The organism is Desulfoferula mesophila (assembly GCF_037076455.1).
Lineage (GTDB): Bacteria > Desulfobacterota > Desulfarculia > Desulfarculales > Desulfarculaceae > Desulfoferula > Desulfoferula mesophila.
Window position 1 is genome coordinate 1,657,349 of sequence record NZ_AP028679.1, and the last position, 15,561, is coordinate 1,672,909.

Below are 15,561 nucleotides of genomic sequence, written 5' to 3' on the forward strand. Positions count from 1 at the left end.
TTAATTTTCTCCTTCTTTTTGGGTAAATGTTTCAATGCTCAATTCGTAAATCTTTGGTTGGGTATTACTGCATCTCCGGCATATGAACCAAGCCTCTCCGCCAAGAGCTTCTAAGAAATCTTTATAGCTCCCGTATCGTTCACAAATGTTGATCAATTCGGATTTTTCCATTCTTCGCTCTCCCTTGTTTTAATTTTGTTAATGTAATCGCCTATTGCTTCCCTAATCCATTCCCCTAAAGATATGTTTTTGTTATTTGTAAGCTCTTCTATCTCCTGATATTGTTCTTCGCTGATCAATAAGCTTATGCCTTTTGTGAATCTTTTTGGCCTCATGATTCGCTCCTGTTAAAGTTGTTATCTAATAGTTTGTCCTTGATCATTTTCGTCAAATATTAGGGAGAGGGGGGATAGGGGTATGGCACCAATATTATTAATATATTGATGCCATACCCCACTAGGATTGCAGATACTAGTAAGGGAAACCTCTGCGCAGATGCTCTTCGGTGATCAGTTTTTCGAGCTTGACAAAGTGATGAATGTTGGCGGTCATCAAATTTTCTACCCGGTATGGACCCACCAATTGATACAGCTCAAAATTCAGTTCTTCCTTGAGGTACGCCTGTAGCTCTCCCAAATAGCGGTATTCGTTGAAATAGGGGGTAGGGTCGTTTCTTTCCCTGTCAAAGGATCCAAAATAAATCTTTTCGGTCTTGTCTACAGCGGGACTGGCAGGGTTCCACCAGCGGAGATGGCATGGTATCCCGGCCCTACGCCACGTAGACGAGTCGCAGGAGAAGGCTGGCACCTCTATGAGCCTGCTGTAATCTGTGGCCCCGAAAATATGAAATTTGGTTTGCAGATTCAGAAAAGCTGCGAATACCCGCCTCATCACCCGCATATCCCTTGCTTGGGCAGACCCCAAAGCAACAATGGGTGATGCCTGATTCACGTAGTACTGCACCTCCCCGCCGTACACGCTGTGGATCACCGGAACCGGATCAAGCCCCGCCTGCCTCATCTGGATGAGGTTCTCCAGGTTTTGGGCGGAAAAACCCATCTCACTAAAATCGGAGTCCAGGTTGAAGTAATGGTCGTATTGCTGGCCGCAGCCCTGCAGGTAGGCGATGTAGGCAGCCAGGTTGGTGGGTCTTTGGGCGTTCTGATCTGTGTAGGCACCGGAATCCAAGATAACGCTGCTTAGTTCGCCGCGATTCCACATGGCTAGGATCTCACTGGTGTCACCGTTTAGATATGGGTAGGAAAGCAGGACGTTGAGCTTGGCATCGGGCCTACGTTCCCTGTACCGCTTTATGTCGTTAATTCTCATGGCCGATAGATACAAACGCATGATTGTTCTCCTGATTGGATAAACCTCGCCAAAAAGCCCAGGATCCTGGGCTTTTTGGGAGCGTTGATTCTGGTTGGGATAAAAAGGCCCCGCCTCAAGGGCCACTGATGGTCAACCCAGGAGGCGGGGCCGTTAAGGGCTTAATCGAAGCTAGGCTTCAAGGGCAGCCTTCAGCCTCTCAATCTTCTCGATCAGCTTGTTCAGGGTGTCTTCGTTCACCCTGGCCTTCAGGTCCTCTTCCTCAGAAGCCACCAGTTGCTCAATGGCCTCTATTAGAGAAGCACCCAACTGGTTGAAGTCGAGCACCGTTTCCTCATCATCCACAGGAGCAGTCTTGATTTTGCCCTTGTTCTGCACGAGCGTCTTCAATGCGTCTTCGAATGTACCGCCAGCTTGCTTGGCGAATCCGAGATGGTCGATGATGTTCTTATTCAACTTGATGTTGTTCTCAGTCAAGATCTCTACCTGATCACGGGGGGCTTCAAAACGGTACTTTGCCAGCCGCTCCATGTTCAGGGCGGTGTCCACCTTCAACTTGAATTCTTGAAGGCCTCCAGCTTTCTCCTCATCGAAGACGATGCCGTGTTTATCTATGAATTTACCGATGGGGTCCTCATCCGAACTCTTTGTGGCCCGGATGAGTTCCATCAGCCTGTCCTTCCCGAGATACAGGTACTTATGGGCATCTTCCCGCCGGGCGAGAAGCATGTAGTCTTCCCGCGTGCTGGAACTCATGTAGGGAAGGTTTGTGGCAGCCCACTCCTGCCATATTGGCCCGGTAGCCTTGACAAGGGGTTTCATGGAGTTCAAGAGTTTGCCTATGCGCAGAGCGTGGTGGGCAAAGATGGCCTCAGTGTGATTCCGAGCCTTGTTCACCTCCCCGTAATACAGTAACAACAACTCCTTGCACCGTTGCAGCCGGGTTTCTCGCTGATCATCCCCAGGCTCCGGCTGTGCGAGCAACTCCTCGACCTGTTCCAGCACCTCATCGCCGTCATCTCTGAGCAAGGTCTGCTGGGTGGAAACCACGGATATGTCGTGTACGCTGGTGGAGTCGAATATGTTGACTCCTTCAGGTTGTACAGTGGCCACCGCTTCCGTCAGGATGTCGTGGGTCTCTTGGTCCTCATTGTTTTTAGTCTCTGGGGTCTCAACTAAATCGGTCATTGTAATATCTCCTTATTGGGGCATTTCGCCCCGGCAAAAAAAATAGCCAAACTCCCGGGGGAGCTTGGCTTCAGGTAAGTTGAGGAACAGCCCTATTGCCGGCTCCTCATTTTCAAGGGGACTTCTTTCTCCAAAAAAAATGACCAAACTCCATACGGAGCTTGGCCTGTTGGGTTGTGGGGTCAGCATCATGCCGATCCCGCCTATGAGAAGGACTCAGGTCAGGTGAATGGCATTTGAAGGCCTCCTTTCTGGGCCAGGGCCCAAACAAAAAATTATGTTCAGGACAAAAAAATAGCCAAACTCCCAGGGGAGCTTGGCCTCGGTTTAAGGTAGCTGGCGAAGGTGCTCAGTCTACCTGTACTGTCAGATTAAGTTGTAGATTCTCCAAGGGTCCGGCCCGTCCATGTGAGAATCTGTGTGAGAAAAGTAATCCAAAATCAGCAAAAATATAGGAAATCAGCTAAAATTTGGAATTTAAATACTATGTTAAATCAGCATGTTATTAAAAATGAGGGTGTTAGGAAACTCGAAGGTCCTGACTACGAATCCGTAGGCCGCCTGTTCGAATCAGGCCGGGCGCACCATAAATAACAAGGGGTTAGCCTGTAAGGGCTAGCCCCTTTTCTTGTCTACTATTACTTTTGTGCCACCGCTGTGCCACTAAAAATCGTGAAGCACTGTGAAAAATAATGATCACAGTGCGGGTGCCGCAGGTCAGACAGATGAGATAAACCTTCGCTGTCGTCCAGTGGCCAAGAAGCACAAAATGGCTTTTAAGGTTCTAAATGGCCTCGCTTGGATTAACCCCTATGTGAGACCCCACCTTGGCCCTTGCGACGATCCTAGAAGCTAAAACGGCCTCTGAGACCGTCGTGTGGGGCAAAAATGAAAGGGGGTGCTTTGGTGATAGTGGTTGGGGACTAACGATCTTTGGGCTTCCGCTCGCGCCCCATCCACTTGGCTCCGGCTACCTGTCAAGGTGACAATTTTTTGCTCAACCGGCAACGATGCTTTTTTGACTCCTTGCCGCCATTTTTTGGCCGCCAGTTCAAACCACATATAAGCCAAGAAGTAGTACCAAGCCCTGCCGAACTCGTTTGGGTTGCAAGCCCACCCAAGCAGGCTTCAACATGCAAATCCTACCTTCATCTATGGCGAGATGGACTCGGTTACAGGTATAGATGAGATGAGCGTGGTCTTCCCCCCGATGGCCGATAATGGTCACAGGGAAACACGGACCAAAACCCGGAGGGAAGACCATGATTTATGTTGGCATGGACGTCCACAAGAAAACCACCACCTATTGCGCCATCAATAAAGACGGGAAGATTGCCAAGCGAGGCAAGGTGGCCAGCGGTGATGCAGGCTGGCTGGACATTATTAGCCAATGGCCTCTGAACGAAGTCCTGGTGGCTCTGGAAACCGGCGGCATGACTTGGTGGGTGGTAGACGTGTTGCGAGCATCTGGAATAGAGCCTGTGGTGGTTGACGCCCGTCAGTTCAAGATGATCGCCGACAGCAAGAAGAAGAGCGACAGGCGTGACGCCCGTACCCTGGCTGAGGCGTTAAGGGGTGGCCTGGCTGAAAACTGCTCGGTGGCCATCCCCAGCCAACGGGCTAGGCAGGCCAGATCATTGATGCGCACCCGGCACTTGGTGGTGAAGCAATCGACCTCGACCATGAATGCCGCCCGCAGTCTTCTACGCTCCGTGGGAGTGTCGGTCACCAAGCATAGCTGGGCCAACGAAGATCATTGGGAAAAGCTGCTGGACAATCCATCGGTGCCCATCTGGATGAAGCCTCTGCTAGTGGTTTACCGCAATATCTGGGAGGCGCTTAAGAAGGAACGGCAGGACCTGGACGCCATGGTGGTCGGGGAACAGGCTCACTGGCCCGAAGCTGCATTACTGCGTCAAATACCCGGCTACGGTCCCATCGTGACCATGGCCGTGCTGAGCAGCTTGGATGATCCCCATCGTTTCAAACACTCCGGCCAGGTGGCCAGCTACGCCGGGCTGGTCCCATCATCACGCGATAGCGGAGACAGCCAAAAACGAGGCGGGATCACCCATCAGGGAAGATCCATGCTTCGATACCTTCTGGTGCAGGCGGCCTGGGCGGCCATGCGAAGCAAAAAGCTTACCCCTAATATGCAGAAATGGACTCGGAGATTGATCGTCAAACGCGGTGCTATGGTGGCGACCGTGGCTCTGGCGCGCAGGCTACTGATCCTGGGCCACCGGCTCTGGAAAAATGGTGAGGCATACAATCCAACATATCCGGAATTAAGTAAGCCAACGGCTTAAACGTGAGAAAAAAATGCGGACAAGCTTTCCGAGATCGGCGCCGAACCTGTGTGTCGGCTTGTAGCTTCTAGCCTACGGAATTATTTAGATTAGGGGCGCTGATCCTCGGTCTCCACCCATGTGCCAGCTTAACGGCCAGAGCACGAAGACAAGCATGAAGGCATGACCGCTGTTTGAATGGGGACCTAACCGGCAAAGAGGAAGGAGAACTATAGCTGTATTTTTTCCTTTACAACAAGGCCACGCTCAGACAAGCCGATACCTTCAACTGACCAGGCAGCTTAAAAATGATGGGAATGGGGCGGGAGATTTTAATGTTAGTCATATCTTGTACCGTGGTTCTCCTTGGATCATTCTCCAACCCGGCCCAAATATTGGCAGCATCCACTAGCTAATAATCAATGAATATTGCGTTGAGAGTCATCCCAGTACTGTTTCCTCACCTTGCGTCGCAACAGCTTACCCACCGCGCTCAAGGGGAGCTCTTCCACGAAATCAATGCGTTTGGGAACTTTATAGCGAGTGAGGTTTTCCTTGCAGAAGGCGATCAGCTCATCCGACGTGGCCGAGGCCCCCTCCTTCAGCAGGACCACGCCGCACACCATTTCTCCCCAATATTCATCCGGCACCCCCACCACGGCTGAGTTTTGCACCGCCGGATGGGCGTTAAGGGCGTTCTCCACCTCCTGGGCATATACATTGAAGCCGCCAGTGATGATCATGTCCTTTTTGCGGTCCACCAGATATATCCGGCCCGCCTCGTCTCGATAACCAATGTCGCCGGACTTCCAAAAACCATTTTCCGTAAAATTGGCCTGGGTCTGCTCCGGGTCGTTGTAATAGCCGGCTATGGTGTTGCCGCCTCGGATCCATATCTCCCCTTCCTGGTGGGGAGGCGTTTCATTGCCCTCGTCGTCGCAGATCATGACCTCTACTCCCGGTACCGGAGAGCCGACCGACTTAAGGATTTGGCGTTGCTCCTCGTTGTCCAGACCGTGTTCGCCGCGCCCAAGGATCGTTGCCGGCGGCCAGCATTCGGTGGAGGCGTAACCCTGCACGAACACTGGTCCGAATTGGGCCAGGAGCTCTTCTAGCTTGGCTGGCGAGATGGGCGAGGCTCCGTAGCGTATGGTGCGCAGGCTGCTGAGGTCGTATTTTTCCGGCAGCCCCATGTCCAGCATGCGGTAGAGGACGGTGGGTACCACGTAAATCAAATCCGTCCGGTCTTGCGCGACAGTCTGGCACATCAGGTCGATATCTACCCGGTTCAGAGTAATGACCTTGCCGCCCTTGAAATAGGCGGGCAGCATCACCGCGCCAGAGGCATGGGTGATGGGTGTGCAAAGCAGGGCCTTGGGCTGCTCAAAGGGATAGAGCTCTATGAAATGGATGGGATTGAGCCCGGCGCTGAACACGTTGGAGATGCTGTACATGGTGCATTTGGGCTGGCCGGTGGTGCCGCCGGTGAAGCGCATGATGGCCATGTGCTTGCGCACGTCCTCATAGATGAACTCATCGCCGGGGTCCTGGCTCGAGGCCTGGGGAACTAGGTCCCAAAAATCGTATACCCCTTCCATGCTTTGCCAGGGCTTGTCCATGGCCACCATCACCACGCCCCGGCTGCGCAGCTGGTCGTAATACTGCTCGAGGAGCCTCTCCTCGATGAACACCACCCGCGCGCCCACCCAATCGATCTGGTGCAGGTGCTCCTGCAGGGAGTCGCGCATGCCCAGCCACAGGGCGGTTGCCTTGCCCTTGGTCATCCAAAAATGCAGCAGGGCCATGTTGTCGTTTTCCAGCAGGGTGGCGTAACGGTCTCCTTCCTTGAGACCGAACTTTCCCTCTAGAATGTGACAGACCCGGTTGGTCAGCTCGTGTAATTGGCCAAAGGTCAGCCGGCGGTCTCTCTCCACGTTGTACAGGGCAAGCGAATCCTTATAGCGCCGAACGGTTTGTTTCATCAGCCTGGCTACGTTAATCAACATACTTTGCACCCTTATTCAACATTGGGACCAACTCCTGCCTTCGACCAATCGGCTCGACGGCCACCCATATGATCTGACTCCTGATCAGACCGCCGAGGCCGCCACCATCTCCTCGATTATCCTGGCCACGGGTTTGACCTCGTGCACCAGTCCGACATCTTGCCCTGCGGCTAAGGTGTAAACTTCTAAATTGCCTTGAATCCAGGCCCGCCCGATATCCTGCCTGCGGATGGCCTCTCCACGGTTGGGATCGCGGCGCACTTCCATGGCCAGGGGAGTGGGCAGCACCCGCACTAAAATTTTTTCAGTGCGTCGAACCAGGAAGGTGTCTGTCTCGGAGGAGTCGCAGATCATGGCTTTGTAGCTCTGGTGGGCGATGCATTCGGTGGAGGCGATGAAGCGTGTTCCCACCTGGACCCCCTGGGCGCCCAAGGCTAGGGCGGCACGAAAGCCTCGTGAGTCGGCAACGCCGCCCGCGGCCACCACCGGCACCTCCACCGCGTCGCACACCGCCGGGACCAGCACCAAGGTGCCCACTGCTTCCACCCCCTGGATGCCTCCGGACTCGGCGCCCTCGGCTATAACCGCGTCCACGCCCACGGCCTGGGCCTTGACCGCCTTGTCCACGCTGGGGCAGACGTGCAGCACCTTGACCCCTTGGGGCTTGAGCAGCTCGATCAGGGGGCCGGGGTTGCCCGCGCTGGTGGTCACGGCCTTGAGGCCCATGTCCATCATGACCTCGGCCATCTCGGTGCAATGGGGATTGAGGACCGTGAGGTTGGCCCCGAACGGCTTGTCGGTCAGGGCCCGCACTGCCTTAATTTGGCGGCGCAGTTCCTCTGCGTCTTCCTGGAAGGCGGAGCCCAGCACCCCGAAGCCGCCGGCCTCCGATACCGCCGCCACCATCTCGGGGTTGCAGATGACCCCCATGGCCCCTTGGATGACGGGATAACGGCATCCTAGCAATTCAGCAATTCTCGACATCATTAGCTCCCGGTTTTTGGGTCTGGCCAATCGGGCAGGCTGATCTGGAAAGGGACTCTGCGCCGGGGGCGCCAAGAGAATTCGCACCCGAAATCCGGCGTCGGCCACCCGTAGCGCTTCCTCTGGTGCAGATGGTGGATCGCCCCGTGCTTTTTGGCTTCAAAACCGATGTTGCCGTAAAGGGCCGCCTCCTCCAGCGGCTCCAGGCTGATGGCCCCGGCCTTTTGGGCGCCCGCCACCAGCTCCCGCCCCTTGTCATTGCGCACGATGAAGCCGTTCCAATGCGGAACCTTTTGCAAGGGGCCCTTGGCGCCTCCCACGAAGATGTCCCCCAGAGAGACATCGGCCAGCTCGGCGGTCCAGTCGGGGCACATGCGGCAGCGGTCCCGGATGAGCCAGAGATAGTTGCTGATGCGGTCGGCGTTGGCGATGGTGTGCACCGAGCCGTCAGCGCATTTGATGGTGATGTCGTGGGAGCTAGGGCCTCCCCGGTAAGTGAACCCCCGAATCTCATGCAAGGGCACGTCGCTGAACTCGGCGATCACGTGCTCGGTGATGCGATAGGAGGTGTTGGCCCCGCAGAACAACCCCAGGATGAAAACCACCCGCTCGCGCAAGTCCCGCCCCTGGGGCGAGGCGGCGAGCTTGCGCAGCCCGTGCACCTGGCAGGGAAGGGCGACCACCGCGACCCTTTCCCAGGTTGCGGCCTGGCCCAAGGCGGCCAGGGACGGGCAGAGCTGATACCTGGAGCCCACCGCCGCCCTAACCTCTTCTGGGCTGCGGGCCAAAATGGGGATGGTTCGCCAGGGCCGTTCCGGGTCGCTTCCGGCCAGCACAGCCGCATCGATCAGGCCCTGCTCCATGGCATAAATAAGCAAGGCGCTGGTGACCCCGCCACTGGCCGAGGCCCGGCGCAGAGACTCGTCGCGGGCATGACCGCAGAGCAGCTCCTGGTGCACCCCCAGGTATTCTTCCTCGGGTGTGCGGCTTCGGCCCAGAAATTTTTCTTCCAGGACCGGCAAGGGAGCCCCGCCTCCGGGGCAGGCTGATGCGCACAGGCCGCAGCCAAGGCATTCACCGTCGAGGCGGGGCTCTTCGAGCTCATCGTCCCATTGCAGGCATTCATGGGGGCAGGCGCCTACGCACAACCCGCAGGCTGTGCAGAGCCCCCTGGCGATGACCTGGGCGTGCAGGTCTTTGAAGTCATCCATGGGCATTTGGCTTTTCCCGCTGGTTAAAGGCTGGGTGATTCGCCGGCCGTGGGGGATTCAGGTCCCACGGCCGGCGATGTCCACCGGCCAGGCTTCCTTACTTGCCCACCTTCCAATCAGGCTGCCAGAGCTTGACCTCCTTGAGGTACTTGGCCACGCCGGGATGCACCGGCACCCCCAGCACCGCGCCGATGCCCTTCAACTGCATTTCGCGCGCGAACTTGGGATCGGTGATTCCCTTGAAGAATTTGTGGCCTTTCTTGAAGTCGGCCTGCGCCTGGGGCGAGAAGAGGGTCTTCAGGTAAGTGTAGGCGTCATCAGCCTTCACGTCGGAGGCAAAATGCCATCCCCACCATTCCACGCCCATCCAGGTGGTCTTACCCTTGATTCCGGTGTTTTGCTTAAAGGGCGTGGCAAGCTGCTCAAAGCCGATGCCGTACTTGCCCAACTCCGTCTTCAGCTTGGCCACCTCAGCCGCGCTGGGCTCGATGATCTTGATCTTCACCTGGGTATCTATGTTTTGGGTCCAACTGGGCATGGCCTTAGCGCGGGCCACCAGGTAGACCCCCACCACGTCCACCAGGCCTGACTTGAGGGCGTTGGCCGCGTCCATGTATCCCATCTGGACGTTCTTGCCCATCTTAATGTCTAGGGCCTTGAGCATGTATTTGAAGCCTTCAGAGATGCCACTACCCATCTTTCCCGGGAACACCTTCTTGCCGTTGATGTCGCTCAGGCTCTTGATGTCGTCACGGTCTGCCCGGGTGATCCAAAAGAGGTTGGCGTCGAAGTAGTAGAAGCCCTGGTAGATCTTGCTCTTGAGGGGGATCTTGGCGTAGGGGCCCTCGGAGTTGTAGGCCTGCCACAGGTCCAGGCCGCTGCCATAGGGTATGGCGCACTTACCGTCGGCCGCGTCCCGGAACCCCGCCACTGGCGAGGAATAGGGGATGCCCGAGATTTTGAGGTCGGAATACTTGCTCAAAGTCTTGGCGATGGTGGTGCCCACCGCGTAACCCGCCGTGCCCTCGCGGTTGATGTTCATCACCAGGGTGTCGCCCGCCAAGGACGGCGAGGCGGCGGCCCAGGTCCCGGTGATCATGGCCAGGCCGGCCACAGCCGTGATCATTCGCACCTTGAATCCTTTGGACATATACTTCCCTCCCTGTTTAAGGATTCGCCTGTCACCCTCGAGCCTCCCGAGGGATATTTCCGCTTCCCTCCCCCCTCGTGAATTAATTTCATTTCAGGCCGGATTGGTCCTCAGCTTGCTTTTCCAGAAAACCGCCAGGAGGCCGATAATCATGGCGCTTAACACCACAGACACCCAGGCCAGGCTCATATAAGGACTAAAGAGGGCGAAGAAGCCGAAGGCCAGCAGCAGGGCCCGCAGGCCGCCGGCCAATGCGCCAGGATATCTGAACTGCAGGCCGGTGGTGATGGCGATGATGCCCATCCCCACCCGCACGAAAGCCACCAGGCCGTCGCCGTCAAGCTTGAGTAGGTTGGGCTGAAAGATGAAGGCGAAGGGCAGCAGGTATTTGGCTACCCCTAGCTTCATGGACTCCCAGGCTGTTTCCATGTATCCCGAGTTGCTCAAGCTGCAGGCTATGGGAATTATGCCTGCCACCGGCGGAGTGATGGCCGAAAGCATGGCGAAGTAGAAGATCGCGAAATGGGTGGCCAGGTCCGGGATGCCAAAGGATTGCAGGGCCGGCGCGGCCACGATGACCGTGAGAATATAAGCGGCCACGGTGGTCACCGCCATACCGAAAAGAATGCACACCAGCATCACCAGCATGATGACCGGAACCATATGGTTGCCGCCCAGTTCCACCAGACCGTAGGACAGGCGGGTGGATAGGCCCGACCCCACCAGGATCTTGACCACAATGCCCAGGCAGGCCAGCAATAAGATGATAGGCGCGGTGCCCGAGGCGGCCTTCACCGCTCCATCGATCAAGGTCTCAAGCAGTTCCTTGGGAGATTTACGATGGGATGCCAGGGCCAGGCACAGGAGTATTTGGGCAGCCACATAGGCCACCACCCCGTAGAAGCCACAGGTCATGGCGTCCAGTTTGGGCACTACCAGCAGGTAGAAAATGGTACCCATGCCCAGGGCCAGGCTTAACCCATCGGCCAGGGAGCCATGCTTTTCTAGGTCTTCGTCCTTGGCATCGTCCTTGTGCACGTTATTGCTGGGCTTCATGTAGATGAGGCTGATGATGTAGACTGCCACCACGATGGAGAAGTAGAAGAGCACTGCCGGAAACACGCCGGCCATGACTACGTCCAGGTATTGAATGCCCAGGTACTCGGCGATGACGAAGGCGGTGGTGCCCATGATGGGCGGCATGATCTGGCCTCCGGCCGAGGCCGCGGCCTCTATGCCTCCAGCCACCTTGGGCGGTATGCCGTGCTTTTTCATCAGGGGAATGGTGAAGGCGCCGGTCCCCGCCAGGTTGGCCGCCGCGCTGCCGGTGAAAGAGCCGAAGACCATGCTAGCCAACACCCCGATCTGGGGGATCATGCGCTCGTTGCGGCGGGAGAGGCGGCGCACCAGTTCGATAGTGTAATCCATTCCTCCGAACACCCGCACGAAGCCGGCGAAGACGATGAAAATGGCCACGTACTTGAGCCCCACCTGTGGGAGCATGCCGAAGATGCCGCTGAAGCTAAGCGAAGTCTCCTGAAGCAGGCGCTCCACCCGCATGCCGGGGTGGTAAAGGAAACCGGGTAGATACTGGCCCAACAGACCGTAGAGGAGAAAGGCCGTGACCACCAAAGGGATGGCAAGGCCGTAGCAGATGTAGGTGAAGATGATGGTCATCACGATGAGGCTACCGGCCAGAACGAAGTCCAGGGTGTTGTTGGCTCCGTCCCGTTCGTAGAGCAGCGTGGGGTATTCGATATAAAAGTAAAGCCCGATGAACAGCCAGAGCATCACCAACAGGACCACAAGGCCGCCGGAGACTGTGGCCCCCAACCTGGCTGTGTAGTTCTTTATCTGCACCAGCGAAACCAGGATGGCCGACATGGTGATGAGCCCAACCACCACCTGCTGGGGAGAGGCGAAGTAGGAGATGATGAAATACCCGATGTAGATGACGTAGAAAACGGACAAGACCTTTATCAGCACATCCTTAAAACTGCCAGTCCCTGACTTTTCTTGCGCCATCTAACTAACCTCCGAAGGGCCCAATTCCCTTTAGATTTTATCCCTACGTCGCCAGCACCTAATTCCCATTCAACGAGTTAAGATAGTTATGGAGCTGTTGGGACCGGCACCCATGGCGTGAGCTAGGGCCACTCTTGCCTTTTTCACCTGGCGGGAGCCGGCCTCCCCGCGCAGTTGGGTCACCAACTCACAAACTTGGCCCAGGCCCGTGGCACCCAGGGGATGCCCCCGCGACATCAAGCCACCGTCGGTATTCACCGGCAGGTCCCCGTACAGATCGAACTTGCCGTCCCTGAGCAGGCCAGCGGCCTCACCTTTATGGCAAAATCCCAGCTTTTCCATGCCCCACAGTTCAGAGGGCACGGTGGTATCGTAGCCCTGCACCAGGTCCATATCCTCTGGCCCGTATCCCGAGGATTCATAGGCCTGTCGGGCCGAAAGCTCCACGATCCCCTCCTGGGGCGGGAACTTCAGGCTTTTGAGGATTCCGGCGGCCGGCATACCATCGCCGTAGACCCCGGAGGCGAGCACCGAGGTGGCCACCCTCACCGCCCGGGAAGAAGTGACCAGCTTGTCTTTGCTACAAAGCACCGCAGCGGCGGCCCCGTCGGCCAGGGGACAACAGTGCAGCAGCCTGAGCGGCTCGGCCACCATACGCGAGGCAAGCACCTCTTCCAGCGTCACCGGCTTTTGGAAACGCGCGTTGGGGTTCAGGGCCCCGTTCTTGCGGTTCTTCACCGTCACCCTGGCCAGGTCCTCCTCGGTGACCCCAGTCTCCTTCATGTACTCCACCGTCTCCAGTGCGTAATTGCCTACTTGGATATTGAAGCCCGACTCCAACTCCCAGGGCCGGAAGGCGGTGCTGGGTATGGGCCCCCGGGGCATCTTCTCCAAGCCCACCGCGATCACCACGTCGTAGACCTCGGCGGCCACCATCTGGAAGGCCAAGCGCAGGGCCGAGCCTCCGCTGGAGCAGGCGTTCTCTACGTTGACCACCGGAATACCGCTCAGGCCCACCTCGCTCACCGCTTTGTGTCCCGAAGCGGTGCCTTGGTAGACGCTGCCGCAAAAGACGGCCTGCATGTCGCCCCAGGTCATCTCGGCGTCGGCCAGGGCCTTGAATATGGCCTCGCTGCCAAAGTCATAGGACTCCTGATCTTCATAGAAACCCCATTTGGTCAGCCCTATGCCAGCGATGAACACTTCCCGCATTTGCTTAATCTCTTTCATGCTTGGCTCCCACTCAGGCCACGGGCGTGAACATGAAGGTGATTACTTGACGACCCTGCTCGTCCTCGCACAAAGGTCTAATCACCAATTCCGCCTCCTGCCCGGCCTGCAGCGTCTCCAGATCCTCGGCATAAAGCTGGCTGACCAGGCGCACCCCGTCCGAGAGGTCCACCATGCCGTAGGCATAGGGAACCGGCCCGTGATAAAAGCCACCGGCCGGGGGCTGGCGCACCAGAGTCACCGCGGCCAATCTGCCCCGGGGGCTCAAAAGCATGTTTTCCAGGGTTGGTTGTTGGCAGTGCACGCACCAGCCCTTGGGCTTGGTGGGGAAATATATCTCCCCACAGTTGGTGCAGCGGCTGCCGATGAGACGGGGGCCGCTCTCCGGGGTCGCGGAGGCCCAAAAGCCCTCCCGCAAGGGAATTTTTTCAGGTCCAATCTCACTCATTATTATTTTTCTCCCCGCACACAATTTGTCGTTGAGGGGTGTCCCGACCCCTTATTTGCCTTGGAAACAAGGCTTGCGCTTTTCCTTGAATGCGTTGATGGCTTCCTGGTAATCCTCGGTCAGGCTGATCAGGGCGGCGCACTTGGCCTCGAAATCAAAGCCCTGGGCAAAAGGCATTTCCATGCCCTCGCCTATGGCCGCCTTGAACAGCTTGAGCACCAATGGGGGCCTTTGTTTGTAGAGCTCGGCCAGTTCCCGTGCGGTGTCCATTAGCTCGGCCACCGGCACCGCCTGGTTAACCAAGTTGATGCGCTCGGCCTGCTCGGCGTCTATGGGCAGGCCGCTGAAGATGAGCTCCTTGGCCCGGGGAATGCCTATGAGCCGCGGCAGCCTCTGGGAGCTGCCCCCCCCGCCCATAATCCCCAGCTTGGTGTGCGCGTCGCCCAGCTTGGCGTTGTCCGCCGCGATGCGGATGTCGCAGGCGCAGGCCAGTTCCAGGCCACCGCCCAGGCAATAGCCGGCAATGGCCGCGATCACCGGCTTGCCCAGGTCTTCCAGAAGGTGATAGTAGCTGTAGGTCCGCTTGGGGCTTAGCTTGTCCCACAGAGTGGAAGGACCCGGCTGGTCGGTCACGTCGGCCCCGGCGCAGAACACTTCCGTGCCACCTGTGATGATCAGCACCCTCACCTGATCGTCGCGCTCGCAATCGCGGATCGCCTCAATGAGCTCGTCGCGCATCACCGAGTTGACCGTATTTAGCTTGTCCGCGCGGTTCAGGGTGATAACGGCCACCCCGTTGTCTTTGGCATAAAGGATGGTCTGAAAGTTCATTGCTCGCCTTCCCCCCAGACCTAGAACAGGGCGTATCCGCCGTTTACGCTCAGAGTCTGCCCTGTGACCCAGCCGGCCCGGCCTGAGCACAGGAAACAGATTGCGTCGGCTGCGTCCTGGGGCCGCCCGAATCGCCGGATCAGATAGTTGGACAAGAAGCTTTTTTGTAGGGCCTCAATAGTGATGCCCTTGCGCTCTGCAATCTGCTCCTGATATTTGCGTCCGCCGGGGGTGTCCATGGCCGATAGGGCCACGCAGTTAACTCGGATCAGGTGGCGGCCCAACTCCCGGGCCAGGGACTTGGAAAAGGCGATGACCCCGCCCTTGGCTGCCGAGTACACAGGGTTGTTCACCTCACCCACCCGACCGGCATCCGAGACCACGTAGACTATGGAACCGCCCTGGTTGGCGATCATGTTGTCTAGAACGGCCTTGGTGGAGTACAGGGGGCCCATGAGGTTCAGGTCCAGGGCGAATTGCCAATCCTCCGGCCCCGACTTCTGGAAGGGCTTGCGTTCTCCACGGCCTGGGATGTGCACCAGAATGTCGATTTTGCCGAATTTTTCGATGGTCTGGTTGACCGCCCCGGTCACCTGGGCCTGATCAGTCACGTCCAATTCGAACCAAAGGGCCTTTTGGCCCATGGCTTCCACCTTGGCCGCGGTCTCCTTTACCTTGTCGGCGTTCATGTCAGCCGCCGCGATATTGGCTCCGTCAGCGGCCAGCATCTCGGCCACTAGAACACCGATGCCGTCGCCGCCCCCGGTGAGGAAGACGTTTTTACCTTTAACCAGCAAATCCATCTTGATTCTCCTTTTGATTGAAAAGCGGGCGCGCGGGCGCTAATCATCCACGCTGTGGCCAGGCGTTG

Annotated in this window: 14 protein-coding genes; 1 reads left to right on the top strand and 13 read right to left on the bottom strand. The window is 57.3% G+C overall.

Annotated features, from left to right (window positions below):
- From AACH32_RS07305 to AACH32_RS07320, 4 genes are all read right to left on the bottom strand, one after another.
- Positions 1-171, bottom strand: a complete 171-nt coding sequence (locus AACH32_RS07305) for a hypothetical protein (RefSeq protein ID WP_338606125.1) — start codon at positions 169-171, stop codon at positions 1-3.
- The gene (locus tag AACH32_RS07310; protein WP_338606126.1) at positions 153-335 is read right to left on the bottom strand and encodes a hypothetical protein; all 183 of its coding nucleotides are present in this window, start codon (positions 333-335) and stop codon (positions 153-155) included. The genes AACH32_RS07305 and AACH32_RS07310 overlap by 19 nt, the downstream gene beginning before the upstream one ends.
- A gap of 136 nt (positions 336-471) precedes the next feature.
- Positions 472-1,350, bottom strand: a complete 879-nt coding sequence (locus AACH32_RS07315) for a hypothetical protein (protein WP_338606127.1) — start codon at positions 1,348-1,350, stop codon at positions 472-474.
- A gap of 150 nt (positions 1,351-1,500) precedes the next feature.
- Entirely contained in the window at positions 1,501-2,517 is a 1,017-nt protein-coding gene (locus AACH32_RS07320) for a hypothetical protein (protein ID WP_338606128.1), read from the bottom strand.
- Between the two features lie 1,262 nt (positions 2,518-3,779).
- Between AACH32_RS07320 and AACH32_RS07325 the strand changes: the two genes are divergently transcribed.
- Positions 3,780-4,826, top strand: a complete 1,047-nt coding sequence (locus AACH32_RS07325) for an IS110 family transposase (protein WP_338606129.1) — start codon at positions 3,780-3,782, stop codon at positions 4,824-4,826.
- Between the two features lie 398 nt (positions 4,827-5,224).
- On the opposite strand, the gene AACH32_RS07330 is transcribed toward AACH32_RS07325, so the two are convergent.
- The 9 genes from AACH32_RS07330 to AACH32_RS07370 all read right to left on the bottom strand — a co-directional run bounded on the left by AACH32_RS07330 (position 5,225) and on the right by AACH32_RS07370 (position 15,493).
- A complete protein-coding gene (locus AACH32_RS07330) occupies positions 5,225-6,787 on the bottom strand; it encodes a class I adenylate-forming enzyme family protein (protein WP_338606130.1) in 1,563 nt (520 codons plus the stop codon).
- 108 nt (positions 6,788-6,895) lie between these two features.
- Complete coding sequence (locus AACH32_RS07335; protein WP_338606131.1) at positions 6,896-7,777, bottom strand: NAD(P)H-dependent flavin oxidoreductase; 882 nt, start codon at positions 7,775-7,777, stop codon at positions 6,896-6,898.
- 20 nt (positions 7,778-7,797) lie between these two features.
- A complete protein-coding gene (locus tag AACH32_RS07340; protein WP_338606132.1) occupies positions 7,798-9,012 on the bottom strand; it encodes a Coenzyme F420 hydrogenase/dehydrogenase, beta subunit C-terminal domain in 1,215 nt (404 codons plus the stop codon).
- A 91-nt stretch (positions 9,013-9,103) separates the two neighbouring features.
- Positions 9,104-10,156 carry a TAXI family TRAP transporter solute-binding subunit gene (locus AACH32_RS07345; RefSeq protein WP_338606133.1) on the bottom strand — a complete coding sequence of 351 codons (1,053 nt, stop codon included), beginning with the start codon at positions 10,154-10,156 and terminating at the stop codon, positions 9,104-9,106.
- Between the two features lie 93 nt (positions 10,157-10,249).
- A complete protein-coding gene (locus tag AACH32_RS07350; RefSeq protein WP_338606134.1) occupies positions 10,250-12,181 on the bottom strand; it encodes a TRAP transporter permease in 1,932 nt (643 codons plus the stop codon).
- Between the two features lie 69 nt (positions 12,182-12,250).
- Entirely contained in the window at positions 12,251-13,411 is a 1,161-nt protein-coding gene (locus AACH32_RS07355) for a thiolase family protein (protein ID WP_338606135.1), read from the bottom strand.
- Positions 13,412-13,424: 13 nt separating this feature from the next.
- The gene (locus AACH32_RS07360; RefSeq protein WP_338606136.1) at positions 13,425-13,859 is read right to left on the bottom strand and encodes a Zn-ribbon domain-containing OB-fold protein; all 435 of its coding nucleotides are present in this window, start codon (positions 13,857-13,859) and stop codon (positions 13,425-13,427) included.
- 51 nt (positions 13,860-13,910) lie between these two features.
- Complete coding sequence (locus AACH32_RS07365; protein ID WP_338606137.1) at positions 13,911-14,690, bottom strand: enoyl-CoA hydratase/isomerase family protein; 780 nt, start codon at positions 14,688-14,690, stop codon at positions 13,911-13,913.
- A gap of 20 nt (positions 14,691-14,710) precedes the next feature.
- The gene (locus AACH32_RS07370; RefSeq protein ID WP_338606138.1) at positions 14,711-15,493 is read right to left on the bottom strand and encodes an SDR family NAD(P)-dependent oxidoreductase; all 783 of its coding nucleotides are present in this window, start codon (positions 15,491-15,493) and stop codon (positions 14,711-14,713) included.
- Positions 15,494-15,561 lie beyond the last annotated feature (68 nt).

What these genes read in the sequence shown, in the direction of transcription:
- AACH32_RS07305 (WP_338606125.1), bottom strand. Translation starts at nt 171, where the DNA reads ATGGAAAAATCCGAATTGATCAACATTTGTGAACGATACGGGAGCTAT.
- AACH32_RS07310 (WP_338606126.1), bottom strand. Translation starts at nt 335, where the DNA reads ATGAGGCCAAAAAGATTCACAAAAGGCATAAGCTTATTGATCAGCGAA.
- AACH32_RS07315 (WP_338606127.1), bottom strand. Translation starts at nt 1,350, where the DNA reads ATGCGTTTGTATCTATCGGCCATGAGAATTAACGACATAAAGCGGTAC.
- AACH32_RS07320 (WP_338606128.1), bottom strand. Translation starts at nt 2,517, where the DNA reads ATGACCGATTTAGTTGAGACCCCAGAGACTAAAAACAATGAGGACCAA.
- AACH32_RS07325 (WP_338606129.1), top strand. Translation starts at nt 3,780, where the DNA reads ATGATTTATGTTGGCATGGACGTCCACAAGAAAACCACCACCTATTGC.
- AACH32_RS07330 (WP_338606130.1), bottom strand. Translation starts at nt 6,787, where the DNA reads ATGAAACAAACCGTTCGGCGCTATAAGGATTCGCTTGCCCTGTACAAC.
- AACH32_RS07340 (WP_338606132.1), bottom strand. Translation starts at nt 9,012, where the DNA reads ATGCCCATGGATGACTTCAAAGACCTGCACGCCCAGGTCATCGCCAGG.
- AACH32_RS07345 (WP_338606133.1), bottom strand. Translation starts at nt 10,156, where the DNA reads ATGTCCAAAGGATTCAAGGTGCGAATGATCACGGCTGTGGCCGGCCTG.
- AACH32_RS07350 (WP_338606134.1), bottom strand. Translation starts at nt 12,181, where the DNA reads ATGGCGCAAGAAAAGTCAGGGACTGGCAGTTTTAAGGATGTGCTGATA.
- AACH32_RS07355 (WP_338606135.1), bottom strand. Translation starts at nt 13,411, where the DNA reads ATGAAAGAGATTAAGCAAATGCGGGAAGTGTTCATCGCTGGCATAGGG.
- AACH32_RS07360 (WP_338606136.1), bottom strand. Translation starts at nt 13,859, where the DNA reads ATGAGTGAGATTGGACCTGAAAAAATTCCCTTGCGGGAGGGCTTTTGG.
- AACH32_RS07365 (WP_338606137.1), bottom strand. Translation starts at nt 14,690, where the DNA reads ATGAACTTTCAGACCATCCTTTATGCCAAAGACAACGGGGTGGCCGTT.
- AACH32_RS07370 (WP_338606138.1), bottom strand. Translation starts at nt 15,493, where the DNA reads ATGGATTTGCTGGTTAAAGGTAAAAACGTCTTCCTCACCGGGGGCGGC.